At 77.3% G+C, this 24,925-nt stretch carries 24 protein-coding genes, 1 pseudogene and 1 riboswitch; of the genes and pseudogenes, 17 read left to right on the plus strand and 8 right to left on the minus strand.

Going from position 1 to position 24,925, the window contains the following annotated elements; genetic code table 11:
• Window positions 1-43: 43 nt before the first annotated feature.
• Window positions 44-487 carry an ATP-binding protein gene (locus FXF50_RS01560; protein WP_255509830.1) on the minus strand — a complete coding sequence of 148 codons (444 nt, stop codon included), beginning with the start codon at window positions 485-487 and terminating at the stop codon, window positions 44-46.
• Between the two features lie 181 nt (window positions 488-668).
• On the opposite strand from FXF50_RS01560, the gene FXF50_RS01565 reads away from it, so the two are divergent.
• On the plus strand, window positions 669-1,292 hold the full coding sequence (locus tag FXF50_RS01565) for a DedA family protein (RefSeq protein WP_222865963.1): 624 nt from the start codon (window positions 669-671) through the stop codon (window positions 1,290-1,292).
• 21 nt (window positions 1,293-1,313) lie between these two features.
• Here the strand turns inward: FXF50_RS01565 and FXF50_RS01570 are convergent, their stop codons facing one another.
• The 3 genes from FXF50_RS01570 to FXF50_RS29635 form a co-directional block, all read right to left on the minus strand.
• A complete protein-coding gene (locus tag FXF50_RS01570) occupies window positions 1,314-2,321 on the minus strand; it encodes a LacI family DNA-binding transcriptional regulator (RefSeq protein WP_148425385.1) in 1,008 nt (335 codons plus the stop codon).
• Window positions 2,322-2,445: 124 nt separating this feature from the next.
• The gene (locus FXF50_RS01575; protein WP_148425386.1) at window positions 2,446-3,054 is read right to left on the minus strand and encodes a glycine zipper family protein; all 609 of its coding nucleotides are present in this window, start codon (window positions 3,052-3,054) and stop codon (window positions 2,446-2,448) included.
• A gap of 47 nt (window positions 3,055-3,101) precedes the next feature.
• Window positions 3,102-3,236 carry a hypothetical protein gene (locus FXF50_RS29635; RefSeq protein WP_255509831.1) on the minus strand — a complete coding sequence of 45 codons (135 nt, stop codon included), beginning with the start codon at window positions 3,234-3,236 and terminating at the stop codon, window positions 3,102-3,104.
• On the opposite strand from FXF50_RS29635, the gene FXF50_RS01580 reads away from it, so the two are divergent.
• On the plus strand, window positions 3,216-3,377 hold the full coding sequence (locus tag FXF50_RS01580; RefSeq protein WP_187399467.1) for a hypothetical protein: 162 nt from the start codon (window positions 3,216-3,218) through the stop codon (window positions 3,375-3,377). The genes FXF50_RS29635 and FXF50_RS01580 overlap by 21 nt on opposite strands.
• A 102-nt stretch (window positions 3,378-3,479) precedes the next feature.
• Complete coding sequence (locus FXF50_RS01585) at window positions 3,480-4,604, plus strand: aromatic acid exporter family protein (RefSeq protein WP_148425387.1); 1,125 nt, start codon at window positions 3,480-3,482, stop codon at window positions 4,602-4,604.
• A 6-nt stretch (window positions 4,605-4,610) separates the two neighbouring features.
• Here FXF50_RS01585 and FXF50_RS01590 read toward each other — a convergent pair whose 3' ends face one another.
• Both FXF50_RS01590 and FXF50_RS01595 read right to left on the minus strand, forming a co-directional pair.
• Window positions 4,611-5,306, minus strand: a complete 696-nt coding sequence (locus tag FXF50_RS01590) for an alpha/beta hydrolase (protein ID WP_187399468.1) — start codon at window positions 5,304-5,306, stop codon at window positions 4,611-4,613.
• Between the two features lie 75 nt (window positions 5,307-5,381).
• Window positions 5,382-6,371, minus strand: coding sequence for a LacI family DNA-binding transcriptional regulator (locus FXF50_RS01595; protein WP_148425388.1), 990 nt, complete (start codon window positions 6,369-6,371; stop codon window positions 5,382-5,384).
• Between the two features lie 144 nt (window positions 6,372-6,515).
• Between FXF50_RS01595 and FXF50_RS01600 the strand changes: the two genes are divergently transcribed.
• Complete coding sequence (locus FXF50_RS01600) at window positions 6,516-7,733, plus strand: MFS transporter (protein WP_148425389.1); 1,218 nt, start codon at window positions 6,516-6,518, stop codon at window positions 7,731-7,733.
• Between the two features lie 117 nt (window positions 7,734-7,850).
• Window positions 7,851-8,183 (plus strand): hypothetical protein, encoded by a 333-nt coding sequence (locus tag FXF50_RS01605; protein ID WP_148425390.1) that lies wholly within the window; start codon window positions 7,851-7,853, stop codon window positions 8,181-8,183.
• A gap of 17 nt (window positions 8,184-8,200) precedes the next feature.
• Here the strand turns inward: FXF50_RS01605 and FXF50_RS01610 are convergent, their stop codons facing one another.
• Complete coding sequence (locus FXF50_RS01610) at window positions 8,201-8,824, minus strand: LysE family translocator (RefSeq protein WP_187399469.1); 624 nt, start codon at window positions 8,822-8,824, stop codon at window positions 8,201-8,203.
• A 105-nt stretch (window positions 8,825-8,929) separates the two neighbouring features.
• Here FXF50_RS01610 and FXF50_RS01615 point away from each other — a divergent pair, with 105 nt between their 5' ends.
• Window positions 8,930-9,862, plus strand: a complete 933-nt coding sequence (locus FXF50_RS01615; protein WP_148425392.1) for a LysR family transcriptional regulator — start codon at window positions 8,930-8,932, stop codon at window positions 9,860-9,862.
• On the opposite strand, the gene FXF50_RS01620 is transcribed toward FXF50_RS01615, so the two are convergent.
• The gene (locus FXF50_RS01620) at window positions 9,859-10,449 is read right to left on the minus strand and encodes an MBL fold metallo-hydrolase (RefSeq protein ID WP_255509832.1); all 591 of its coding nucleotides are present in this window, start codon (window positions 10,447-10,449) and stop codon (window positions 9,859-9,861) included. The two genes, FXF50_RS01615 and FXF50_RS01620, sit on opposite strands and share 4 nt — an antisense overlap.
• A gap of 132 nt (window positions 10,450-10,581) precedes the next feature.
• Window positions 10,582-10,711: riboswitch (cobalamin riboswitch) on the plus strand.
• A 45-nt stretch (window positions 10,712-10,756) separates the two neighbouring features.
• Between FXF50_RS01620 and FXF50_RS29640 the strand changes: the two genes are divergently transcribed.
• The 11 genes and pseudogenes from FXF50_RS29640 to FXF50_RS01670 all read left to right on the plus strand — a co-directional run.
• Window positions 10,757-10,891, plus strand: a complete 135-nt coding sequence (locus tag FXF50_RS29640) for a hypothetical protein (RefSeq protein ID WP_255509833.1) — start codon at window positions 10,757-10,759, stop codon at window positions 10,889-10,891.
• A gap of 151 nt (window positions 10,892-11,042) precedes the next feature.
• Window positions 11,043-14,711, plus strand: a complete 3,669-nt coding sequence (gene cobN, locus FXF50_RS01625; RefSeq protein WP_148425393.1) for a cobaltochelatase subunit CobN — start codon at window positions 11,043-11,045, stop codon at window positions 14,709-14,711.
• Complete coding sequence (locus FXF50_RS01630; protein WP_148425394.1) at window positions 14,708-16,936, plus strand: VWA domain-containing protein; 2,229 nt, start codon at window positions 14,708-14,710, stop codon at window positions 16,934-16,936. The genes cobN and FXF50_RS01630 overlap by 4 nt, the downstream gene beginning before the upstream one ends.
• Window positions 16,936-17,547: a cob(I)yrinic acid a,c-diamide adenosyltransferase gene (gene cobO / locus FXF50_RS01635; protein WP_148425395.1), complete on the plus strand. Its 612-nt coding sequence runs from the start codon at window positions 16,936-16,938 to the stop codon at window positions 17,545-17,547. The genes FXF50_RS01630 and cobO overlap by 1 nt, the downstream gene beginning before the upstream one ends.
• Window positions 17,541-18,896 carry a cobyrinate a,c-diamide synthase gene (locus tag FXF50_RS01640; RefSeq protein WP_148425396.1) on the plus strand — a complete coding sequence of 452 codons (1,356 nt, stop codon included), beginning with the start codon at window positions 17,541-17,543 and terminating at the stop codon, window positions 18,894-18,896. Before cobO ends, FXF50_RS01640 begins: the two co-directional genes overlap by 7 nt.
• Window positions 18,893-19,651, plus strand: coding sequence for a precorrin-2 C(20)-methyltransferase (gene cobI, locus FXF50_RS01645; protein WP_148425397.1), 759 nt, complete (start codon window positions 18,893-18,895; stop codon window positions 19,649-19,651). The genes FXF50_RS01640 and cobI overlap by 4 nt, the downstream gene beginning before the upstream one ends.
• The gene (gene cobM / locus FXF50_RS01650) at window positions 19,648-20,487 is read left to right on the plus strand and encodes a precorrin-4 C(11)-methyltransferase (RefSeq protein WP_148425398.1); all 840 of its coding nucleotides are present in this window, start codon (window positions 19,648-19,650) and stop codon (window positions 20,485-20,487) included. Before cobI ends, cobM begins: the two co-directional genes overlap by 4 nt.
• Window positions 20,484-21,629, plus strand: coding sequence for a cobalt-precorrin-5B (C(1))-methyltransferase (locus FXF50_RS01655; RefSeq protein ID WP_148425399.1), 1,146 nt, complete (start codon window positions 20,484-20,486; stop codon window positions 21,627-21,629). Before cobM ends, FXF50_RS01655 begins: the two co-directional genes overlap by 4 nt.
• Before the next feature lie 31 nt (window positions 21,630-21,660).
• The gene (cbiE, locus tag FXF50_RS01660; RefSeq protein WP_148425400.1) at window positions 21,661-22,974 is read left to right on the plus strand and encodes a precorrin-6y C5,15-methyltransferase (decarboxylating) subunit CbiE; all 1,314 of its coding nucleotides are present in this window, start codon (window positions 21,661-21,663) and stop codon (window positions 22,972-22,974) included.
• Window positions 22,975-22,994: 20 nt separating this feature from the next.
• Window positions 22,995-24,770 (plus strand): precorrin-3B C(17)-methyltransferase, encoded by a 1,776-nt coding sequence (gene cobJ / locus FXF50_RS01665; protein ID WP_148425401.1) that lies wholly within the window; start codon window positions 22,995-22,997, stop codon window positions 24,768-24,770.
• A pseudogene (locus tag FXF50_RS01670) lies at window positions 24,758-24,913 on the plus strand (4Fe-4S binding protein); the annotation flags it as partial. The gene cobJ and the pseudogene FXF50_RS01670, both read left to right, overlap by 13 nt.
• Between the last annotated feature and the right edge of the window lie 12 nt (window positions 24,914-24,925).

Consider the following 24,925-nt stretch of genomic DNA (forward strand, 5'->3'; position numbering starts at 1 on the left):
GCGTCCCTTATAGCCGATCTTCGCCAGGAACGGCCGGCCCGCGTCAGCTCCCGGTCAGTCGCTTGACCAGGCGGACGGTGGTGCCCTCCGGAGTGCCGGCGACGCTCACCTCGTCCATCACCCGGGTCATGATCATCCGCCCCCGGCCCCGGTCGCCGGTCTCGCCGTCGTCGTCCGCCCGCCAGCCCCCGCGGTCGCGCACCTCGACCACCAGGTGGTCGTCGCGCAACTCGGCGCGGAGCGTGGTGGTCCCCTCGGGGGCGAACCGGTAGCCGTGCTCGATGGCGTTGGCGCACGCCTCACCGGTGGCGATCAGCACGGTCTCGACGTCCCACTCGCTCACCCCGTGCGCGCGCAGCCAGCTCCGCAGCCGCTCCCGGGTGGGCGCCAGGCGCGCGGGGTCGGCGGGCAGGTCGACGGTGAAGACCGGGGCCGTCCCGGCCGGGTCGTCGCCCGGCACCAGCCCGGCGGCTGTCCCACCCTCCACGTCCGGTCCCCCGTCCCGCGTACGTCCCGGGCCTGGGCGCTTGCCGTCACCGTCCCGTCCTGTCGGTCATTGTCCCCGGTCGGGGCCGGCCTTATTCCTCGACCCGGCGGTTGGTTCCGACCGGATGTCCGATCCCGCCGGGCGGGCGCGGCGCCGCCGGGTGGCGGGTCACAATCGGCGGGTGGACCGGGTGCTGGACCTGCTGGTGGCGCTGCCGCCCGCGCTGGTGCTGGCCCTGGTGTTCCTGCTGCCGGCGCTGGAGGCGTCCACCTTTCTCGGGCTGCTCGTGCCGGGCGAGATCGCGGTGCTGGTGGGCGGCGTGCTGGCGCACGAGGGGCGGCTGCCGCTCTGGGCGGTGATCCTCGCGGCGGTCCTCGGCGCGGCCCTCGGGGACCAGGTCGGCTATCTGGTGGGCCGCCGGTACGGGCGGCGGCTGCTGGCCCGCACGCCCTGCCGGTTCGTCCGCTCCGGGGAGGTGTCGCGGGCGCTGGACCTGGTCCGCCGCCGGGGCGCCGCCGCGGTGGTGCTCGGCCGGTGGGCGGCCGCGCTGCGCGCGCTGGTGCCCGGGCTGGCCGGGATGAGCGGCGTCACGCACCGCGCGTTCACCCTGGCGAACCTGTCCGGGGGCGCGCTGTGGGCGGTGACCGTGGCACTGCTCGGCTACCTGGCCGGTGCGTCGTTCCGGCTGCTGGAGCGGCGGCTCGGCTGGGGCGGCGAGGCGCTGCTCGCCGTCGTGGTGCTCGTGGTGATCGTGCGGGTGGTCCGGGCCCGGCGGGCCGCCCGTCGCGAACGAGCGCCGAGTTGATCGGGGCCGGGGCTGAGCCGGTCAGGTCGGGGCGGGGCCGAGGCTGTCCCGGCGGACCAGTTCGGCGGGGAGGGTCTCCACCCGGTCCCGCCCGTCGGCCGGCTCCAGCGCCAGGGTCATGGCCCGCGCGCCGAGTTCCGCCAGCGGCAGCCGGACCGTGGTCAGCGCCGGGGTCACGTCGGCGGCGATCGGCATGTCATCGAAACCGACCACGGAGACCTCCGCCGGCACCCGCACCCCGCGGGCGCGGAGCAGGTTCAGGGCGCCGACGGCCATCGAGTCGTTCAGCGCCACGATCGCGGTCAGCCCCGGCGCGGCGTCCAGCAGTTCCGCCGCGGCCCGGGAGCCGCCGTCGCGGGTGAAGTCCGCGTACCGGACCCACGCCTCCGGCAGCGGCTCGCCCAGGCCGGCGCCGAGCCCGGCGATCCGGTCGCTCGTGGTCGTGAGGGAGCGCGGGCCGGCGAGCACGCCGACCGCCCGGTGCCCGAGCCGGCGCAGCTCCGCGCCGAGCAGGCGACCGCCCTCCTCGTTGGCCGGCAGCACGGCGTCGCCCCGGTGCCGGTGTCGGCCGATCACCGCCACCCGCCCGCCGGTGGCCGCGTACGCGGCGAGCCGCTCGTCGAGCAGGGCGTTGACCGTGGGGTCGTGGTAGCCGGAGCCGGCCAGCACGATGGCGGCGACCTGCTGGGCGCGGAGCAGGTCGACATACTCCACCTCCCGCTCCGGGTCGCGGTAGCTGTTGCAGATGATGACCAGCCGGCCCCGCTCGGTGGCGACCCGTTGCAGCCCCCGGGTCACCTCGGCGAAGTACGGGTCGGAGACGTCGTGCACCAGCACGCCGACCACGCTGCGGTGCGGTCGGGCCAGCAGCTGGGCGTGCGCGTTCGGCACGTACCGCAGCTCGGCCACGGCCTTCAGCACCCGCTCGCGGAGCTCGTCGGCGACCGGCTTGCTGCTGCCGTTGATGACCCGCGACGCGGTCGCGGGGGAGACGCCCGCCCGACGGGCGACGTCGGCCAGCGTCGCCATGCGCACCCCCTCGCACACCCGGTGGCCGAGAGGCTACCGCAGCGCCGCCGGGAAAGCCCTTGCCTGATCGGTGGGAACGGCGTTCACCCGGAGCGGGCGGTGGGGCGGGAGGTCGTCGCCGGCGTCATCGCGGCGGGGTCCCCTGGATCCGGTACGCGATGGCCTCGTGCCAGACGTGCGGGTAGACGCCGATCTCGAAGTAGCGGGTGAACCGGTTGATCGGCGCATTGCTGTGGTCGTGCCAGATCAGCCACACCGGGGCGATGGTGAACAGCACGTAGTTGAGCGCGACCAGCGGCAGGTAGAGCGGGCCGAGCAGGCGTGCCTGGAGGATGTGCACGTCCTCGTGCCGCTGGATGCCGGGGCTGGACCCGGCGCAGACGGTGCCGATGGTGGTGGCGTAGCGGGGCGAGACGCCCTCGACCACGTTGACCCGCCCGCTGCCCTGGGAGACCACCCGGTCGGGCTGGTGCCCGAAGACCAGGTGCAGGGCCAGGTAGAGCGCGCCCGCGACGGTGTTGAGCAGGCTCCAGGTGTGGTCGACCACGAAGAGGAAGATGCCCTTCGGGTCGCGGCCGTACGTGCCGGTGGACGCGACCGCCCAGCCGAACGGGGCGCCGACGAGCAGCCCGACGACCGCGCCCACGAGCAGGCCGATGGTGCCGCCGGAGGCCCCGCCCAGCACGGCGCCGAGGACGATGTGGACGGCGGCGCTGATGATGCCGAGGATCATGGGGTCACCTGCGCGAGCTGGGGCGGCGAGGCGCTCATCGCCTGCGGTTACCCCGCGGGCGGTTGGTTGATGCCGAGATCGGCGGAGAAGACGACCAGTCCGTTGTGGAACGCGATGATCGACTTTTCCGCGTCGGCGTCGGTGGCGAAGGCGGCGGTCAGGTGCGCCGGATCCTGGACCACGGCACCGCGCTCCGCGTCCAGGCCCGGGACCTGCTGGCGCGCGCCGGGGCGCTCAGCGCGCCGCCACCCGGCACGCCGGCCAGCCGGGAGGACCTCCGGGCCGGGTTGCGTACGCTGCTGCGGGCGTTCACCGGGGCATGACCGGCCGTGACCACCGCCACCGGTGGGATCGTGGCGCCCGTCGCTGCCGATCCGCGTGCCGGGCCGGAGGATGAGGACGGCGGGATCAGGGGAGGCGGGGCGATGGCCTGGTGGAGCACGGTAGGGGAGGCGGCCGGGCGGCTGCGGCGCGGCTGGCTGCCGGTGGTGGAGGCCACCCTGGCCGCCACCGTCGCCTGGATCCTCGCCGCCCGGCTGGTCGGCCACCCGGAGCCTTTCTTCGCCCCGGCCGCCGCGCTGATCGTGCTCGGCCAGGCCCGCGGCCAGCGGATGCGTCGGGCCGTCGAGGTGGTGCTCGGCGTCGCGGCCGGCGTGCTGGTGGCCGACCTGGTGGTGCAGGCGCTCGGCCCGCGGACCACCTGGACGGTGCTCACCGTCATCCTGCTCACCGTCGCGCTGGCCGTGGCGATCGGCGCCAGCTCGGTGACCGTGGTGCAGGCCGCCGTGTCGGCGCTCTACCTGGTGGTGGTCTCCCCGCCGACCGAGTCGCTGGTCCCGTTCCGGTTCGTCGACGCGCTGATCGGCGGCGCGGTGGCCGTGGTGGCCAGCCAGCTCGTCGATGCCCGCCGGCCGCTCGCCCCGCTGGTCGACGAGTTCCGGCACACCTTCGAGGAACTGGCCGGGGTGCTCGGCGAGATCGCCGAGGCGCTCGACCGGGCCGACGACGGGGCGGCGCTGGCCGCCCTCGAACGGGCCCGGCACGCCGACGCCGGGGTGGAGCGGCTGCGCGGCGCGGTGCAGGCAGCCGGCGAGGCGCTGCGGCTCAACGTACGCCGCCGACGGCACCTGGGCCGGCTGCGCTCGGTGGAGGGCTCCGTCCGGCAGATCGACTACGCGGTCCGCAACGTCCGGGTGCTCGCCCGCGCGGCGGTCACGCTGACCCGGGGCCCCGCGCCGGTCCCCGCCGAGCTGGGCGGCGTCGTGCGGACCCTCGCCGAGGCGGTGCGCTCGGCCGGCGACGCGCTCGCCGCCGACCTGGCCGGGCAGGACGCCGTCGCCGACGCGCACGCGGAGCGGGCCGACGTCGCCGCGCTGGCCGCGGTCCGGGTGGCCGGCCGGCTCTTCACCCCCGGGCAGACCCTGCCGCTCGCCATGATCATCGGGCAGGTCCGGGCCACCGCCATCGACCTGCTGCGCGGCGTGCGGGGCGACGACGACGCGACGGTGCTCACCCGGGTCGACGCGGCGGTCGCCGCCCCCGGGGACTGACCCGGCTCAGCCCACCAGCCAGTCGACCGCCCGCCGCCGGATCTCCGCCGGCACCTCGTGCCCGCCGGCGAACTCGGCGTACTCGGCCGGGTAGCCGAGGGTGTGCAGGCGGGGCACGAGCCGGCGGCTGCACACGTCGACCGGCAGCACCCGGTCGTCGGTGCCGTGCGAGACGAACACCCGGGGCCGGCCGTGGGTGACCAGCGGCGCGGCGAAACCGGGGGAGAAGGCCAGCACCGCGTCGACCAGGTCGCCGTTGGTCAGGCCCAGGGAGAGGGCGTACGAGGCCCCGTCGGAGAAGCCGCCGACCGTCACCCCGGCCACCGGGTACGCGCCGAGCGTCCCGGCCAGCAGCGCGTCGATCCGGGCCACGTCCGGGCCGTACCCCTCGGCGATCAGGTCCCAGGTGCTCGCCAGGGCCTGCGGGGCGAGCAGCAGCAGCCGGTGCGCGTCGGCCAGCGGCAGCAGCAGGTCGAGGCCCTGCCGGGCCGAGCCGCCCGCGCCGTGCAGCAGCAGCACCAGCCGGTACGGTCCCGTGCCGCCGACCGGCACGTGGCGCAGCGCGGGCGGCCCGCCCGCCGGATCGGGCACCTCGGCCGGCCCGGCCGGACCGGGCGCGGCCACGGCGGTGGGGCGGGCGGTCAGCCGGCCGTGCCGGTACCCCTCCTCGGGCTGCCGGTGCGGCGGCGCGGGCTCGGTCACCTCGCCCCCCTGTCGTCGGTCGGGTCGGGCGGCGGATACCCGGCTGCGGGCCGCTCAACCGCCCGGCCGCGCGGGTCAGGCGCTCTCGCGCGCCACCAGCGTCGAGGGGAACGCGGTCACCGGCGGCAGCGGACGGCCGTCCAGCACCGCCGTGGCCGCCGCGGTGGCGATCCGGGCCACCGGGTGGGTGGCCGTGGTCAGCGCCGGGCTGCTCACCGCCGCGTACGGGATGTCGTCGAAGCCGCCCACCGCCACGTCGTGCGGCACCCCGATCCCGCGCCCGCGCAGCGCCGCGATCACGCCCAGCGCGGTGGCGTCGCTGGCCGCGTAGATCGCGTCGGTGTCCGGCCAGCGGGTCATCGCCTCCAGCGCCGCCCGGCCGCCCCGCGCGGCCGTGAAGTCGCCGGTCACCAGCCGCACCGGCAGCCCGGCCGCCCGCATCAACCCCTCGTACGCGGTCACCGACCGCTCCGCGCAGCTCAGCCAGCGCGGGCCCGTGACCATGGCGATCCGGCGGCGGCCCCCGGCGTGCAGGTGGCGCAGCACCGCGTCGGCGCCGCCGGCGTTGTCGACGTCGAAGGAGGGCACGGCCGGCGAGCCGGTGCCGATCGAGACGACCCGCCCGCGCAGCCCGGCGGGCACCGCGTCGAGCACCCGCGCCGTGGTGTTGACCAGCAGCACCCCGCAGACGCTCCGGTCGTCGCCGAGCCGGCGCAGCCCGGCCGGGGCGTCCAACGGCAGCCACTCCAGGGCCACCCCGACCCCGTGCGGGGCGCACACCCGGGCCGCCGCGCTCACCAGCCGGTCCACGTACGGGTCGTCCAGCACGCCGGCGTCGGTGCCGGAGACCGCCACGACGAGGCGTACCCCGGCGCCCCGGACCAGCGCGCGGGCCGTGACGTTCGGCACGTAGCCGAGCCGGTCGGCGGCGGCGCCCACCCGCTCGCGGGCGTCCACGGAGGCGAACCCGTAGCCGCCGAGCACCCGGGACGCGGTGGCCCGGGAGACGCCGGCCGCCCGCGCGACGTCGTCGAGGGTGGCCGGGCGGCTGGTCGGCGTCTCCATGTCTGGTCCTCCCCGTGATGGCCGTTCTGTCCGCATCATGCCCGGTCAGGGCCGGCCGGGGTAAGGGGTGGGAGCGTTTGTGGTGGTAGCGCTCTCAGGTGTGCGATGGTCCTCGGACGACTTCGCGGAGAGGACCACACCACGGTGAGCAGCACCATCGACGCGCCGGCCGACGCCCGCGCCGTGACCCCGCGGGCGGTCCTGGCCGCCCGCAACGGCGTGGCGGCCGTGTTCGCCCTCAACGGGCTGGCCGTGGCGACCTGGTTCTCCCGGGTGCCCGCCATCCGCGAGGCGCTCGGGCTCAGTGCCGGGCGGCTCGGCCTGCTGCTGCTGGCCATGTCGGCGGGCGCGCTGGTGGCCATGTCCACCGCCGGACTGGTCACCCTGCGGCTCGGCCCGGCCCGCACCGTGGCGGGCTCGACCGTCCTGGTCGCGCTGGGCCTGACGACCGCCGGCCTGTCGGCCAGCCTGGGCGGCTCGCTGGTCGGCGTCGTGGTCGGGCTGTTCGCCGTGGGCTACGGCTCCGGCACCTGCGACGTGGCGATGAACGTCGAGGGCGCGGCCGTGGAGAAGCGGCTCGGCCGGACGATCATGCCCCGGTTCCACGCCGCCTGGAGCCTCGGCTCGGTCGCCGGGGCCGGGCTTGGCGCGGGTGCGGCCCGGCTCGGCGTGCCGGTCGGCTGGCACCTGCCCGTGATCGCGGTGGTGGTCCTGGCCGGCACGCTGCTCGGCGTCCGCGCCTTCCTGCCCGCGCCGGCCGAGACGGCCGCCTCGACCGACTCGGCCCGCCACCGGCGTGCGCTCCTGGCCACCTGGCGGGAGCCGCGCACCCTGCTCATCGGCCTGTTCGTGCTGGTGATGGCGTTCACCGAGGGCAGCGCGAACGACTGGCTGGCGGTGGCGTTCGTCGACGGGTACGGGGTCAGCGAGGCGGCCGGCGCCGCCGTCTTCGGGGTCTTCGTGGTCGGCATGACCCTCGGCCGGACCGCCGGCACCGTGGCCATCGACCGGTGGGGCCGGGTGCCCGTGCTGTTCGGCACCATCGCGCTGGCCGTCACCGGCGCCACGTGCGCCGTGCTGGCCGGCTCCGGGCCGCTCGCCGTGGTCGGCGTGGCGCTGTGGGGCGTCGGCGCGTCGCTCGGCTTCCCGGTCGGGATGAGCGCCGCCGCCGATGACGAGGACCGGGCGCCGACCCGGGTCAGCGTGGTCGCCATGATCGGCTACACGGCCTTCCTGGCCGGCCCGCCGCTGCTCGGCTTCCTCGGTGACCACCTGGGCATCCTCCACGCCCTCGGCGTGGTGCCGCTCCTGCTGCTGCCCACCCTCGCCCTGGTCCCGGTGCTGCGCCCGCGGGCCCGCTGACCGGGCGGCCCGCTGACCGGGCGGCCCGTCGGCCGCCAGTGGACTCCCACCCGGCTCCCAGCCGGTTGTCAGGTGCGGGTGCTGCACTGGGCCGGACGCCGAGGAGAGGAGGCGGGCATGGGCTGGTTCAGCCGACGGGCCGCCGACCCGACGACCCCGACGAAGCTCGACCGGGAGGCCACCCGGGAGGACCTGGCCGCGCTGGAGGCCTTCGTGACCAGCCGGCGCGGGGTGGAGTTCTACCTGGAACCGGAGACCACCGCCACCGACACCACCGTGGTGGCCGTCGCCCACGACGGGGAGTGGATCCGCCGCCGCACCGGCTCGCCCCGGGCCGCCGGGAAGATCGCCCAGAAGCACGCGGTCCCGCTCTACGAGGCCGCCCGCACCGGCTACCCGGAGCGGATGCGGGCCTGGAACCGCGCCCACCCAGAGCGGCGCGCCCGCTGACCCCGGGGCGGCCCGGTTCAGATCCCGGCCGCCACCCCGGCGCCGAGGCAGAGCAGCACGCAGCCGGTGGCCACCTGGAGCCGCCGGTAGACGGCCGGGCTGGACACCAGCGCCCGGCCCCGGTCCACCGCCCAGGTGAACAGCAGGTACCAGGCGCCGGTGACGGCCGCCCAGAGCGCACCGAGCGCGACGCTGGACAGCAGCACCGGGCCGTCGGCGGTGACGAACTGCGGCAGCAGCGAGACGGCGAACACCCCGGCCTTCGGGTTGCCCAGGTTGGTCGCCAGCCCCGCGGCGTACGCCCGCCGCCGGCCCACCGGCACGCCGGGTTCGGGTCCGGCGGCGGTCGCGGCGGGCCGGCGCAGGGACCGCAGGGTGCCCAGCCCGAGGCCGGCCAGCAGCACGCCGCCGGCGATCCGGACCACCGTGTACGCGTGCGGGTCGGCCAGCAGCACGGCGGAGAGACCGGCCGCGGCGGCCGTGCTCCAGATCAGCAGCCCGGTGCAGGTGCCGGCGACGCCGGCCCGCGCGGCACGTCGCCCGCCGGCCAGGGTCTGCCGCAGCATGAGCGCCTGCCCGGCGCCGGGCAGCATGGCCAGCAGCCAGGTCGTGCCGAGGAACAGGGGCAGGTGAGTGGGCATCTTGCGGCCACCTTCGGTGCGTTGGTCGGGGATCGCCTCCCAGGCTGCCGAGCCGCCGGCATGCAGAGAAGTAAAGGTCATGGCGGTCAGTTGTAAGCTCGCTTAATGCCGCTGGAGCCCGCCCAGGTGCGCCTGCTGGCGCTCATCGAGCGCCACCGGTCGCTGTCGGCCGCCGCCGCGGCGCTCGGCGTCACCCCGGCCGCGGTGACCCAGCAGCTGGCCCGGGCCGAGCGCGACTGCGGCGCCGCCCTGGTCCGTCGCGGGCCGCGCGGCGCCTCGCTCACCGCGGCCGGCGCGGTGGTGGCCGGGCACGGGGCTGCCATCGACCGGCACACCCGCCAGGCCGCCGACGACCTCGCGGCGCTGCTCGGCCGGCTGTCGCTGCGGCTGCGCATCGGGGCGTTCCAGGCCGCCGCGCTGCACCTGCTGCCCCCGGCGCTCACCGCGCTACGCCACCGCCACCCCGACGCCGACCTGTCGGTGGTGGACATCACCTCCGAGCGGGGCATGCCGCTGGTCGCCGCCGGCGACCTCGACCTGGCCGTGATCGCCGCCTGGGACGAGCCGCCCGTCCCACCGGAGCACGTCCGGGCCCACCCGCTGCTCACCGATCCGATGGTCGTCGTGCTGCCCGACGACCACCCGCTCGCGCTGGCCCACCCGCCGGGCGAGGCGCTCCGGCTCGACCAGCTCGGCGACGAGGCGTGGGTGACGATCCTGGCCGGGCACGCGGCGCGGGCCCAGTTCGACCGGGCCGCTGCCACCGCCGGCTTCATCCCGAAGGTGCGCTTCCAGACCGCGTCCTACGACGTGGCCCAGGCGCTGGTCGGCACCGGTATCGGCGTCGCCCTGGTCTCCCGGCTCGCGCTCACCCACACTCCGGGCACCACCCACCGCCCGCTCGTCCCGCACGGGCCGCACCGCCGGCTCTACGCGGCCACCCTCGCCGACCCCGGCCTCACCCCGCTGGTCGGCGCGTTCCGCCGGCTGCTGCGCGACGTGGCCGAGGACGTCCGGGCCGGCTGGGCCGAGGGTTAGTCCCCGCCGCCGGCCAGCGCGGCGCGCGCCTCGGCCAGCCGCAGCGGCTCGTCGTGGGCCGAGACGTACCAGGCGACGTCGTCGTCGAGCAGGCCGGCCGCGAGCGCCAGGTCGGGGCCGTCCACTCCGGTGGGCAGGGTCAGCTCGTCGGCGAAGGTGCGCGTCGGCGGCAGCACCGCGAAGCCGTCCCAGGAGTCGACCGCCAGGGCCCGGGCCCGGAAGCTGTGCCCGAGCCGGGGGTTCTCGCCGACCTGTTCGCGCAGGTAGCGGTGGCTCCACGGCCGGGCCGCCTCGGCGCGCAGCAGGGCCACCCCCGACTCGTGCCCCACGATCTCCACGCCCGGCCAGGCGCAGGCGCCCCAGACGTGGTCCCAGTGGTGGTGGGTGTAGACCAGCCAGCGCGGCTCCGGCAGCCCGGCCACCGCCAGCGCGGCCTGGACCTCCCGGGCATGGGCGGGGCTCTGGCCCGCGTCGATGATCACACTTCCGCGGTCGTCGGCGACCACCGCCACCGTCGGGCGGACCGCGAACGGGTCGGGATCGCCGGGGAACAACCAGACCCGACCGGCCAGGTGGCGCAGCGTCACCGGCAATTCCTCCCCGCTCCGTGGCACGTGATCCACACTCGACCGCGATGCTATCGGCCGTGCGGAGGGCGGGGGACCCGGCGTTGACCCGTGCCGGGCGGCTGTGGCAGCATTCGCGGCCTGACGGCAGTGAAGGAAGCCGGTGCGATTCCGGCGCGGTCCCGCCACTGTCACCGGGGAGCGATCCCCCCTCGTGAGTCACGACCGTGCGTGCGCGGTTGGAAGGCCGGGGGTGAGCGTCGATCCGGGAGCCAGGATACTTCGGCCGTCGGAGAACCCCAGGGCGTGGACACCCGAGGAGGACCCGATGCACGGCCTTTCCGCCATCGACGACGATCGTCGTATCCGGCCGGCGCGCACCGACGCGCCGTTGACCGCACACCCCGCCGCCCCGCAGGCCGTCGCGCCGCGCGCCCGGCGGGCCCGCGCCGTCCGCCGCTGATCCTCCCGCCGGGTTCCGCACCCGGCCGGGCACCCCTGCCGACCTGTCGTCGGTGAGCCGTCCGCCGGACCCGCGTACCCGCGCAACCCGCACCCGCCCCGCCCGCCGCCGGCCCCGCCGCGCCGCCGGGCGTCACGCTCCGGAGCCGTCCGTGCGCATCCTGCTGCTCTCCACCGCCGACACCGACCTGCTCGCCGCCCGCGCCAGCGGCGCCGACTACCGGCTGGCCAACCCCGCCCGGGTCGCCGCCGACGGCGTGCCCGCGCTTCTCGACGGCGTCGACCTGGCCGTCGTACGCCTGCTCGGCGGCCGGCAGGCGTGGCCGGACGGCCTCGCCGCGGTGCTCGACTCCGGCGTGCCCACGGTCGTGCTCGGCGGCGAGGCGGTGCCCGACGCGGAGCTGATGGCGGCGTCCACGGTGGCCGCCGGGGTGGCCGCCGAGGCGCTCGCCTACCTGGTCGAGGGCGGCCCGGAGAACCTCGCCGAGCTGGCCCGGTTCCTCTCCGACACCGTGCTGCTCACCGGCGAGGGCTTCGCCCCGCCCGCGCCCACCCCGCCGCACGGGATCCTCGGCCCCGACCCGGCGCCCGACGGCCGGCCCGTGGTCGGCATCGTCTTCTACCGGGCGCACGCCCTGGCCGGGAACACCGCCTTCGTCGAGGCCCTGGCCGACGCGGTCACCGCGGCCGGCGGGCAGCCGCTGCCGGTGTTCTGCGGCTCGCTGCGCGGGCTCACCCCGGGCGCGGGCCCACTCGAGCTGTTCGCGCGGTGCGACGCCCTCGTGGTGACGGTGCTCGCGGCCGGCGGGGCGGTCGCCGCGAACGCCTCCGGCGGCGGCGACGAAGACGCCTGGGACGTCGGCGCGCTCGCCGGCCTGGACGTGCCGATCGTCCAGGCGCTCTGCCTCACGAGCGACCGCGACCGGTGGGCGGCCAGCGACGCCGGACTGTCCCCCCTGGACGCCGCCATGCAGGTGGCCATCCCCGAGTTCGACGGCCGCATCGTCACCGTGCCGTTCTCGTTCAAGCGGATCGACGCCGACGGGCTCTCCGTCTACGAGCCCGACCCGGAGCGGGCCGCCCGGGTCGCCGGCATCGCCGTCCGGCAGGCCCGGCTGCGGCACGTGTCGAACGCCGACAAGCGCCTCGCCGTCGTGCTCAGCTCCTACCCGACGAAGCACTCCCGGGTCGGCAACGCGGTCGGCCTGGACACCCCGGCCTCCGCGGTCCGGCTGCTCGCCGCCCTCGCCGAGGCCGGCTACGACCTGGGCGACGCTTCCGTGCCGGACGACGGGGACGCGCTGATCCACGCCCTGATCGCGGCCGGCGGGCACGACGTCGAGTGGCTCACCCCCGAGCAGCTCGCCGCCGCCGAGGCCCGGGTGCCGGGGGAGACCTACCGGCGCTGGTTCGAGGCGGTGCCCGCCCCGCTGCGCGAGCGGATGCGGGAGCACTGGGGCGAGCCGCCCGGCCGGCTCTACACCGACGGCGGCGACCTCGTCCTCGCCGGCCTGCGCTTCGGCAACGTGGCGCTGCTCATCCAACCGCCCCGCGGTTTCGGCGAGAACCCCGTGGCCATCTACCACGACCCGGACCTGCCGCCCAGCCACCACTACCTGGCCGCGTACCGCTGGCTGGCCGCACCGGTCGCCGACGGCGGCTTCGGCGCCGACGCCGTGGTCCACCTCGGCAAGCACGGCACCCTGGAATGGCTGCCCGGCAAGGGCCTCGGCCTCGCCGCCGACTGCGCCCCCGACGCGGTCCTCGGCGACCTGCCGCTGGTCTACCCGTTCATCGTCAACGACCCCGGCGAGGGCACCCAGGCCAAGCGCCGCGCGCACGCCGTCGTCGTCGACCACCTGGTGCCGCCGATGGCCCGCGCCGAGACCTACGGCGACCTGGCGAAGCTCGAACAGCTCCTCGACGAGTACGCCACCGTGCAGGCCCTCGACCCGGCCAAGGCGCCCACCGTGCAACGGCAGATCTGGGACCTCGTCCGCGCCGCCGAACTGCACCACGACCTGCATCAGGCCGAGATGCCCGGCGTGGACGACTTCGACGACTTCGTGCTGCACCTCGACGGCTACCTCTGCGAGGTCAAGGACGTGCAGATCCGCGACGGCCTGCACGTGCTCGCCGAGGCGCCCGCCGGGGAGGCCCGGGTCAACCTCGTGCTCGCCGTGCTGCGCGCCCCGCAGGTCTGGGGTGGGGTCCGGGTGCTGCCCGGGCTGCGCCAGGCCCTCGCCGCCCACGCCGGCCTCGACGAGGCGGCGCTGCTCGCCGAGCCCGGCGCGCGGATCCCCGTGCCGGCGGCGCTCACCGAGGCCGTCGACGGGCCGGCCGCCACCGCCGCCGACGCCGTCGACCTCGTCGAGGCCCTGGCCCGCCGGCTCGTGCTCGGCATGGAGACCCTCGGCTGGGACGACACCAAGGCCGCCGCGGTGGTCGAGGAGGTGGTCGGCGCTCCGGTGCCCGACGCCACCGAGGTGCTCCGCTTCGCCGCCCGCGAGGTGGTGCCCCGGCTGGACCGCACCACCGACGAGATCGACCGGGTGCTCGGCGCGCTCGCCGGCCGCTTCGTGCCGCCCGGCCCGTCCGGCTCGCCCACCCGCGGGCTGGTCAACGTGCTCCCCACCGGGCGCAACTTCTACTCCGTCGACCCGAAGGCCATCCCCAGCCGCAACGCCTGGGACGTGGGGGTGGCCCTCGCCGACTCGCTGCTGGCCCGGCACCTCGCCGACACCGGGGCGTACCCGCGCTCGGTCGGGCTCACCGTCTGGGGCACCAGCGCCATGCGCACCCAGGGCGACGACATCGCCGAGGTGTTGGCGCTGCTCGGCGTCCGTCCCACCTGGGACGACCGGTCCCGCCGGGTCACCGGCGTCGCGGTGCTGCCCCTGGCCGAGCTGGGCCGCCCCCGCATCGACGTCACGGTGCGCATCTCCGGCTTCTTCCGGGACGCCTTCCCGCACGTCGTCGCCCTCATCGACGACGCCGTCCGGCAGGTCGCCGCGCTCGACGAGCCGGCCGCCGAGAACTACGTGAAGGCGCACGTCGACGCGGACGTCGCCGAGCACGGCGACCCGCGCCGGGCCACCGCCCGGATCTTCGGCTCCAAACCCGGGGCGTACGGGGCCGGGCTCCTGCCGCTCATCGACGCCCGGACCTGGCGCACCGACGCCGACCTGGCCGAGGTGTACGCCGTCTGGGGCGGCTACGCCTACGGGCCGGGGCTGGACGGGCGGGAGGCGCGCGCCGACATGGAACGTTCCTTCGCCCGCATCGCCGTCGCCGTGAAGAACCAGGACACCCGCGAGCACGACATCGTCGACTCCGACGACTACTTCCAGTACCACGGCGGGATGGTGGCCATGGTCCGCCACCTCACCGGCGGCGCCCCGGCCGCGTACGTGGGCGACTCGGCCCTGCCGCACGACGTGCGCACCCGCACCCTCGGCGAGGAGACCCGACGGGTGTTCCGCGCCCGGGTGGTCAACCCGCGCTGGATCGCCGCCATGCGCCGGCACGGCTACAAGGGCGCCTTCGAGCTGGCCGCCACCGTGGACTACCTGTTCGGCTACGACGCCACCGCCGGGGTCGTCGACGACTGGATGTACGAGCGGCTCGCCGAGGCGTACCTCTTCGACCCGGAGACCCGGGAGTTCCTGGAGCGGTCCAACCCGTGGGCGCTGCGCGGCATCGCCGAACGGCTGCTGGAGGCCGCCGACCGCGGACTGTGGGCCGCGCCCGAGCCGGCCACCCTCGACCGCCTGCACGAGACGTACCTGGCCAGCGAGGGCGACCTGGAGGACCGGCAATGAGTGGATACCCGTTCAGCGCGGTCCTCGGGATGGACGAGATGCGCCTCGCCCTGCTGCTCAACGCGGTCAGCCCGGCCGTCGGCGGGGTGCTGGTCCGGGGCGAGAAGGGCACCGCAAAGTCCACCGCCGTCCGCGCCCTCGCCGGGCTGCTGCCCCCGGTCGACAGGGTCGCGGCCTGCCGCTTCGCCTGCGACCCGGCCGCACCCGACCCGGGCTGCCCGGACGGGCCGCACCCGGCCGGGTCGGCGGCCGAGCGCCGCCCGGCCCGCCTGGTCGAGCTGCCGGTCGGCGCCGCCGAGGACCGGGTGGTCGGCTCGCTCGACCTCGAGAAGGCCCTCGCCGAGGGGGTACGCGCCTACGAGCCCGGCCTGCTCGCCGCCGCCCACCGCGGCGTCCTCTACGTCGACGAGGTGAACCTCCTGCACGACCACCTGGTCGACCTGCTCCTGGACGCCGCCGCCATGGGCCGCTGCCACGTCGAGCGGGAGGGCGTCTCGGTCAGCCACGCCGCCCGGTTCCTGCTGGTCGGCACCATGAACCCGGAGGAGGGGGAGCTGCGCCCGCAGCTGCTCGACCGGTTCGGGCTCACCGTCGAGGTGGCCGCCAGCCGCGACCCCGCCGTACGCGCCGAGGTGGTCCGCCGGCGGCTCGCCGCCGACACCGACCCGGCCGGCTTCGCCGCCGGCTGGGCCGAGGCGGACGCCGAGGTGGCCCGCCGGGTCGCCGCCGCCCGGCGCCGGCTGCCCCGGGTGGCGCTGCCCGACGCGGCGCTGCGGCAGATCGCCGAGGTCTGCGCCGCGTTCGACGTGGACGGCATGCGCGCCGACATCGTCACCGCCCGCACCGCCGTGGCGCACGCCGCCTGGCAGGGCCGGGAGCGGGTGACCGCCGACGACGTCCGGGTCGCCGCCCGGCTGGCCCTGCCGCACCGCCGCCGTCGGGACCCGTTCGACACCCCCGGGCTGGACGAGCAGCGCCTGGACGAGGCGCTGCGCCGGGCCCGCGAGCAGCATCCCGACGACGACCCGGACGGTGGGCCCGACGGCACTCCCGGCCCGGACGGCGGTCCCGGGCCGGGCGGTGGACCCGGTGGAGGCTGCGGCGGGGCCGGGGCGGGCGACGGTCCCGAGGGCTCGGCGGGCGGGCCGGGCGGCGGCGGGGTGGACCCCGACGGTCCCGATCGGTCGGCCCGCGGGAAGGGCGGCGCCGACGGCCGGGACCGCTCCGGGACGTCCGACGACGCGGGGCGCCCCGGGTCACCGGACCACGGACGCGGGACCGGCCGGGACGGTCGCTGGCCGGCCAACGGCCAGACCGGCGACGAGATGGGCGACGAGTCCAGCGACGACCGCCTGCCCGGCGCCGGCGGGCGACCGGGGGACCCGGGCAGTGCCGAGGGACGGCCCGGGACCGTCGCCGTTCCCGACCGGGGGCTGCGGGCCCGGCTGCTCACCGCGCCCGGCATCGGCGAGGGCGTGCCCGGCCGGCGCTCCCGGGCCCGGACCGGGCGGGGCCGCACCACCGGCGCCCGGGTGCCGGCCGGCCGCGCCGGGGCGCTGCACCTGCCGGCCACGGTCCGGGCCGCCGCCCCGCACCAGGCCGTGCGGGGACGGGCCGGCGGGCCGCTGCGGCTGCGCCCGTCCGACGTGCGCGAGGCGGTCCGCGAGGGGCGTGAGGGCAACCTCGTCCTGTTCGTGGTGGACGCCAGCGGGTCGATGGGCGCCCGGGAGCGGATGTCCGCCGTGAAGGGCGCGGTGCTGGCGCTGCTCACCGACGCGTACCAGCGGCGGGACAAGGTGGCCGTGGTCGCCTTCCGGGGTACGGGCGCACAGACCCTCCTCCCGGCCACCTCGTCCGTGCTGGCCGCCTCGACCCGGCTGGCCGAGCTGCCCACCGGCGGGCGTACGCCGCTCGCCGAGGGACTGCTGGCGGCGGCCGACCTGCTCCGCGTGGAGCGGCTGCGCGACCCGAAGCGGCGCCCCCTCGTGCTGGTGGTCACCGACGGCCGGGCCACCGCCGGCCCCCGCCCCCTCGACCGGGCCGACCGGGCGGCGGCCGTGCTCGCCGCCACGGGCGCACCCTGCGTCGTCGTCGACTGCGAGTCCGGCCCGATCCGCCTCAACCTGGCCCGCCGCCTGGCCACCCACCTCCACGCCCCGCACCACCACCTCGCCGACGTGACCAGTGACCCGCTCGTCGGCCTCACCACGAGGAGCGCTGCCTGATGCCGCAGGGAAAGCCGAGCTATGTGCCCGTCGACGGGTTGACCACCCGGCAGCGGCGTCACCGACCGCTGGTCATCGTGCACACCGGACAGATGAAGGGGAAGTCGACGGCCGCCTTCGGGCTGGCGCTGCGGGCGTGGACCGCCGGGCTGCCGATCGGCGTGTTCCAGTTCGTCAAGAGCGCCAAGTGGCGTGTGGGGGAGGAGAACGCCTTCCGGGCCCTCGGCGAGGTGCACGAGCGCACCGGGCAGGGCGCCCCGGTGAGCTGGCACAAGATGGGCGAGGGCTGGTCCTGGATCCAGCGCCGCGGCGACGCCGACCACGCCGAGGACGCCCGGGAGGGGTGGCGGCAGATCCAGCGGGACCTGGCCGCCGAGCGCTACGGGCTCTACGTGCTCGACGAGTTCACGTACCCGATGAAGTGGGGCTGGATCGACGTCGACGAGGTGGTCGCCACGCTGCGCGACCGCCCCGGCTTCCAGCACGTGGTGATCACCGGCCGGGACGCCGACCCGCGGCTGGTCGAGGCCGCCGACCTGGTCGCCGAGCTGACCAAGGTCAAGCACCCGATGGACGCCGGCCAGAAGGGCCAGAAGGGCATCGAATGGTGACGCCCTGGGCCCTGCCGCGGCTGGTCGTCGCCGCCCCGGCCAGCGGGCACGGCAAGACCACCGTGGCCACCGGCCTGCTCGCCGCGCTGCGCCGCCGCGGCCTGACGGTCAGCCCGCACAAGGTCGGCCCCGACTACATCGACCCCGGCTACCACGCGCTCGCCGCCGGCCGCCCCGGCCGCAACCTCGACCCCTGGCTGGTCGGGCCCGAGCGGATCGCTCCGCTGCTGCGGCACGGCGCCACCGTGCCCACCCCGGCCGACGTGGCCGTGGTGGAGGGGGTGATGGGGCTGCACGACGGCGCGGTCGGGCGCGGCGGGTACGCCTCCACGGCCCACGTCGCCCGCCTCGTCGAGGCGCCCGTGCTGCTGGTCCTCGACACCACGGCGCAGGGCCGCTCCGCCGCCGCGCTGGTGCTCGGCATGCGCGCGTTCGACCCGGCGGTGCGCATCGGCGGGGTGATCCTCAACCGGGTCGGCTCGCCGCGGCACGAGACCCTGCTGCGCGACGCGCTCGCCGAGGTGGACGTGCCGGTGCTCGGCGCGGTGACCCGGGCGGCCGAGGTGGCCGCCCCGTCCCGCCACCTCGGGCTGGTGCCGGTCGCCGAACGCGCGCCCGAGTCGGTCGCCGTGGTGGCCGCGCTCGCCGACCTGGTGGAGTCCACCGTGGACCTCGACGCCGTGCTGGCGCTGGCCCGCACCGCACCGCCGCTGACCGCACCGGCCTGGGACCCGGCCGTCGCCGTCGGCGGCCCCGCCGGCACCGCCCGCCCGGTCGTCGCGGTGGCCGGCGGGGCGGCCTTCACCTTCTCGTACGCGGAGACCGCCGAACTGCTCACCGCGGCCGGCGCGGAGGTGGTGACCCTCGACCCGCTGCGCGACGAGGCCCTGCCGCCCGGCACCCGGGCCGTGGTGATCGGCGGTGGCTTCCCCGAGGTCCACGCCGACGCCCTGGCCGGCAACACCGCGCTCCGGGCCGAGCTGGCCGGCTTCGACGGTCCGGTGGTCGCCGAGTGCGCCGGCCTGCTCTACCTCGGCCGCGCCCTCGACGGGGTGCCCATGTGCGGGCGGCTCGCCCACACCGCGCGGATGACCGGCCGGCTCACCCTCGGCTACCGCGACGCGGTGGCCGCCGCCGACTCCCCGGCGCACCGGGCCGGCGACCCGGTACGCGGACACGAGTTCCACCGCACCGTCACCGACCCCGGGCACGGCGACCGCCCCGCCTGGCACTGGGACGGCGCCGCGCACGGCTTCGTGGCCGGGCGGGTGCACGCGTCCTACCTGCACACCCACTGGGCCGGGCACCCGGCCGCGGCCCGCCGGCTCGTCGAGGCGGCGAGCCGGTGACCCCGCCCGGCGCGGTGCTGACCGGGGTCGGGGTCGGACCCGGCGATCCCGAACTGCTGACGCTCAAGGCGGTGCGGCTGCTGGGCGAGGCCGATCTCGTGTTCGTACCCGTGCTGGACCGGCACGCCGCGGACCCGGACGCGCCCCCCGGCCGGGCCGAGACCACCGTGCGGGCGCACGTGCCCACGGACCGGCTGCGCCGGCTGCCGTTCGCCCTCGACGACCGGGGCGGGGTGACCGCCCGCCGGGAGCGCGCCTGGGACGCCGCGGCGGCGGCGGTGGTGGCCGCCGTCGACGCGGGCGCCCGGTCGGTCGCCTTCGCCACCATCGGCGACCCCAACGTCTACTCCACCTTCGGCTACCTGGCCGACGGCGTCCGGGCCCGGCGGCCCGAAGTCGAGGTGCGCACCGTGCCCGGCATCACCGCCATGCAGGAGCTGGCCGCCCGGGCCGGCGTGCCGCTCTGCGAGGGCCGCGAACCGCTCACCCTGCTGCCCGCCACCGCCGGGCTCACGCCGGTCGCCGACGCGCTCGCCGGCCCCGGCACCGTCGTCGTCTACAAGGGCTGGCGCCGCCACCCCGACCTGGTCGACGAGCTGCGCCGGCAGGGCCGGCTCGACGACGCCGTGCTGGGCCGGGCGGTCGGCCTGCCCGGCGAGCGCATCGGACCGGTGGACGACGCCGCCACCGACCTGCCCTACCTGTCGACGCTGCTGGTCCCGGCCCGCCGGGACGGCCGGGGAGGAAAACTGTGACCACCACCGGCAAGGTCTGGTTCGTCGGGGCCGGCCCCGGCGCCGCCGACCTGCTCACCCTGCGCGCCGCCCGGGTCATCGCCGAGGCCGACGTGGTGATCTGGGCCGCGAGCCTCGTGCACGCCGACGTGCTCGCCCACGCGCGGCCGGGCGCCGAGATCGTCGACTCCTCCCAGCTGCCCATCGAGGGGGTCCGCCCGCTCTACGAGCGGGCCGCCGCCGACGGGCTCACCGTGGCCCGGATCCACTCCGGCGACCCGGCCCTGTGGGGCGCCGTGCAGGAGCAGCTCGACCTGTGCCGCGCCCTCGGCCTGGCCGTGGAGGTGGTGCCCGGGGTGTCCTCGTTCACCGCGGTCGCCGCGCTGGTCGGCCGGGAACTGACCATCCCCGAGGTCGCCCAGTCGGTGATCCTCACCCGCCTCGAAGGCGGCAAGACGCCGATGCCGCCCGGCGAGCGCGTCCGCGAGTTCGCCCGGCACGGCACCACCATGGCGCTGTTCCTCTCCGCCGCCCGCTCCGGGCAGGCGCAGGCGGAACTGCTGGCCGGCGGCTACCCGCCGGAGACCCCGGTGGTGGTGGCCTACCAGGCGACCTGGCCGGACGAGCTGGTGGTCCGGTGCACGCTGGGCGAGCTGGAGGCCACCGTCAAGGCGCACAAGCTGTGGAAGCACACGCTGTTCCTGGTCGGACCGGCGCTCGCCGCCACCGGCACCCGCTCGCACCTCTACCACCCCGGCCACTTCCACACCCACCGCCGGGCCGAGCCGGCCGCCCGCGCCGCACTCCGCCGCGCCCGCGCCGACCGGTCGGGAGACGCCGCCGGGGATGCCCGGTGACGTACGCCGAGCCGCCGCTGCGTGAGCCGGACCTGCCGCGTACGGCCAAGGTCCGGCCCACCGCGCTGCGGACCGGCTGGACCACCGGCGCGTGCGCCACCGCGGCGACCAAGGCGGCGCTGACCGCGCTGGTCACGGGCGAGCCGCAGCACCGGGTGGAGATCGGCCTGCCGGCCGGCCGGCGGGTCACCTTCGCGGTGGCCCGCTGCGACCTCGACCCGTCCCGCCGAGCGGAGGCCGTGGTGGTCAAGGACGCCGGCGACGACCCGGACGTCACCCACGGCGCCGAGCTGACCGCCACCGTCACCTGGCGGGACGAGCCCGGGCTGCGCCTCGACGGCGGGCCGGGCGTCGGCACGGTCACCCGGCCGGGGCTCGGCCTGGCGGTGGGCGGCCCGGCCATCAACGAGACCCCGCGCCGCATGATCGGCCAGGCCGTCGCCGAGGTGATCGACCTCGGCGAGACCGGGGTACGCGTGGTGATCAGCGTGCCCCGCGGCGAGATCATGGCCCGCAAGACCACCAACCGGCGGCTCGGCATCCTCGGCGGCATCTCCATCCTGGGCACCACCGGGATCGTCCGGCCGTTCTCCACCGCCTCCTGGCGGGCCAGCGTGGTGCAGGCCGTGCACGTGATGGCCGCCCAGGGCGAGCGGACCGTGGTGCTCTGCACGGGTGGGCGTACCGAGCGGGCCGCCCGGGCGCTCCTGCCGGACCTGCCCGAGGTGTGCTTCGTCGAGGTCGGGGACTTCACCGGCGCGGCGGTCACCGCCGCCGTCGGCGACGGGATGACCGGGGTCGTCTTCGTCGGCATGGCCGGCAAGCTGGCCAAGCTCGCCGCCGGCATCCTCATGACCCACTACACCCGGTCCAAGGTGGACCTTTCGCTGCTCGGCGCGGTCACCGCCGAGGCCGGCGGCGACCCGGACCTGGTAGCCGCGGTCGCGGCGGCCAACACCGGCCGGCACGCGTACGAGCTGTGGGCGGCCGCCGGCCTGCTCGGCCCGGCCGGGGATCTGCTCTGCCGGCGGGTGCGGCAGGTCCTGCGCCGCTTCGCCGGCCACGCGGTCACCGTCGACGTGGCCATGGTGGACTTCGCGGGCGCCCGGGTGGTCGCCTCCTCCGGGCGGTGGTCCGCGTGACCCCGCCCCGGCTGCGCGCCTTCTCCCGGCGGTGGGCCGCGTGACCCCGACCGTGCTCGTGGCGGGGATCGACGCGGCCGGCCGGCCGGCGCACCCCGCGCTCGCGGAGGCGCTGGCCGGCGCCGGGCTGGTCGTCGGCGCGGCCCGGCACCTGGCCGCCGTGCCGGTGCCGCCAGGCTGCGCCACCGTCGTGCTCGGTCCGCTCGCCCCCGCCCTGGACCGGCTCGCCGCCGCCGTCGCCGCCGGCACGCCCGCGGTGGTCCTGGCCAGCGGCGACCCCGGCTTCTTCGGGATCGTCCGCCGGCTCCGGGCGGCCGGCCTGCCGGTGCGGGTGCTGCCCGCCGTCTCCAGCGTCGCCGCCGCGTTCGCCCGCGCCGGGCTGCCCTGGGACGGCGCGGCCGTGGTCACCGCGCACGGCCGGGACCCTCGCCCGGCGCTCAACGCCTGCCGCGCGCTGCCCGCCGTCGCGGTGCTCACCGCCCCCGGCGCGGGCGCGGCCGAACTGGGCGCCGGCCTGGCCGGCTGGGACCGCCGCCTGGTCGTCGCCGAGCACCTCGGCACCCCCGACGAACGGGTCACCTGGACCACTCCCGCCGAGGCCGCCGCAACGACCTGGTCCGACCCGCACGTGATGCTCAGCCTCGCCCCGGAGATCGCCCCGCCCGAGGACCCGGCCGCGCCGATCTTGCACTTACGGCCCGGTCCGCGTCCGGTTCGGGCGTTCAGCCCGGGCACCAACTGCAAGATCGCGGGGGGTGTCGGCGGGATGCGCGCCGATGACCAGCCTGCTGCGGCGCCTGTCGGGGGTTGGGCTCTGCCGGAGTCCGCTTACGTCCATCGGGGTTCGATGATCACCAAGGCTGAGGTGCGGGCTCTTGCGGTGGCCCGGTTGCGGCCCCGGCTGGGCCGGCTGGTCTGGGACGTCGGCGCCGGCAGCGGTTCGGTCGGCATCGAGTGCGCGCTGCTCGGCGCGGCGGTGCTCGCCGTCGAACGCGACCCGGACGCGCCGATCCGGGCCAACGCCGCCCGGCACGGCGTCGACGTCCGGGTGGTGACCGGGGCGGCCCCGGCGGCACTGGCCGGGCTGCCCGACCCGGACGCCGTCTTCGTCGGCGGGGGCGGCCTGGACGTGCTCGCCGCGGTGGCCGACCGCCGCCCGCCCCGCGTGGTGGTCACCCTGGCCGCCCTCGACCGGGTCGCGCCGGCCGTGCACCTGCTGCGCGCCGCCGGCTACGCGGTCGACGGCTGCCAGCTCGCCGCCGCCCGCCTCGCCGACCTGCCCGGCGGCTCCCTGCGCCTGGCCGCCACCAACCCGGTCGTCCTGCTCACCGGGGAGCTCCCGTGACCGCCCACCCGGAGGAAGCCGTGACCACACCCTCGGACCCGTCGACCCGGGACCCCCTCGCCACCGCAGCCGGCAGGAATGTCGGACTCGTGGCGGCGACCGCCGCCGGGCGGGGACATGCGCGCCGCCTCGCGGCGGCCTGGCCGCACGCCCGGCTCGTGGAGGCGGAGAGCGTCGCCGACGCGCTGCGGGCGGCCTGGCGGGAGTGCGACGCCGTCGTCGCGTTCCTGGCCACCGGCGCGGTGGTCCGCATCCTGGCCCCACTGCTGGGCGACAAGCACACCGACCCGGCCGTGGTGGTGGTCGACGAGGCGGCCCGGCACGCGGTGGCCCTGCTCGGCGGGCACGCCGGCGGCGCCAACGCCCTCGCCGCCGAGGTCGGCGCGCTCCTCGACGCCCGGCCGGTGGTCACCACCGCCACCGACGCGGTCGGCCTGCCCGGGCTGGACACCCTCGGCTGGCCCGTGGAGGGCGCGGTGGCCGCGGTGTCCCGGGCGATCCTCGACGGCGAGCCGGTCCGGCTGGTCGCCGACGCCACCTGGCCGCTGCCCGCCCTGCCGGACCACGTCCGCGTCGAGATCGCACCCCCACCGACGGACCCGGCCACCGCCGAGCACGACGAGAGCGCGGAGGGCTGGCGGATCCTGGTCACCGACCGGGTCGTGCCGCTCGACGGGCGGACCGTGGTGCTCCGCCCGCCGTCCCTGGTCGCCGGGATCGGCTCCAGCCGGGGCGTGCCCGCCGCCGAGGTGACCGGCCTGCTGCGCCGGGCGCTCGCCGACGCCGGCCTGAGCCCGGCCAGCCTGCGCTGCCTGGCCAGCGTGGACCTGAAGGCCGACGAGGCGGGGATCCGGGCGACCGCCGACGCGTACGGCGTACCCCTGGAGACCTGGCCGGCGGCGGAGCTGGCGGCGGTCGACGTGCCGCACCCCAGCGAGGTGGTCCGCGCCGCGGTCGGCACCCCGAGCGTCGCGGAGGCCGCGGCGCTGCGCCACGGCGGCGCGCTGCTGGTGCCGAAGACCGCCTCGGCGATGGCCACCGTCGCGGTGGCCCGGCAGGCCCCGCGCGGCCGGCTCGCACTGGTCGGCCTCGGACCCGGCGCGGCCGACCTGCGCACCCCGCGCGCGGTGGCCGAGCTTCGCCGGGCCGCCGTGGTGGTGGGCCTGGACCAGTACCTCGACCAGGTCCGCGACCTGCTCCGCCCCGGCACCCGGGTGCTGGCCAGCGGGCTCGGCGCGGAGGAGGCGCGGGCCCGGGCCGCCGTCGCCGAGGCCGCCGCCGGCCACGCCGTCGCCCTGGTCGGTTCCGGCGACGCCGGGGTGTACGCGATGGCGAGCCCCGCCCTGGAGTACGCCGACGACCGGATCGACGTGGTCGGTGTGCCCGGGGTGACCGCCGGCCTCGCCGCGTCCGCCCTGCTCGGCGCGCCGCTCGGACACGACCACGTCTACCTGAGCCTGTCCGACCTGCACACCCCGTGGGAGGTGATCGCCCGGCGGGTGGCCGCGGCCGCCGAGGGCGACCTGGTGGCGCTGCTCTACAACCCGCGCAGCCGTACCCGGGACTGGCAGCTCGGCGCCGCCCTGGAGACCTTCGCGGCGCACCGGCCGCCGGACACCCCGGTCGGCGTGGTGCGCAACGCCAGCCGACCCGGGCAGCGGGTGCACCTGGCCACGCTCGCGACCCTCGACCCGGCGCTTGTCGACATGTACAGCGTCGTGGTGGTCGGCAGCTCGCAGACCCGGGTGGTCGCCGGCCGGATGGTCACGCCCCGGGGGTACCGGTGGCGGTCGTGACCATCGGCCCCTGCCAGGGCTGCGGCGCCTGCCTGCTCACCTGCCCGGTGCACGCCATCCGCCCCACCCCTGCCGGTCTGCGGGTCACCGACCGCTGCACCGGCTGCCTCGAATGCCTGGAGATCTGCCCCGTGGACGCCATCCACGTCGACCCC

Origin of the sequence: Micromonospora sp. AP08, from assembly GCF_008085935.1 — a bacterium.
In the GTDB taxonomy this organism is placed as follows: Bacteria; Actinomycetota; Actinomycetes; order Mycobacteriales; family Micromonosporaceae; genus Micromonospora; species Micromonospora chersina.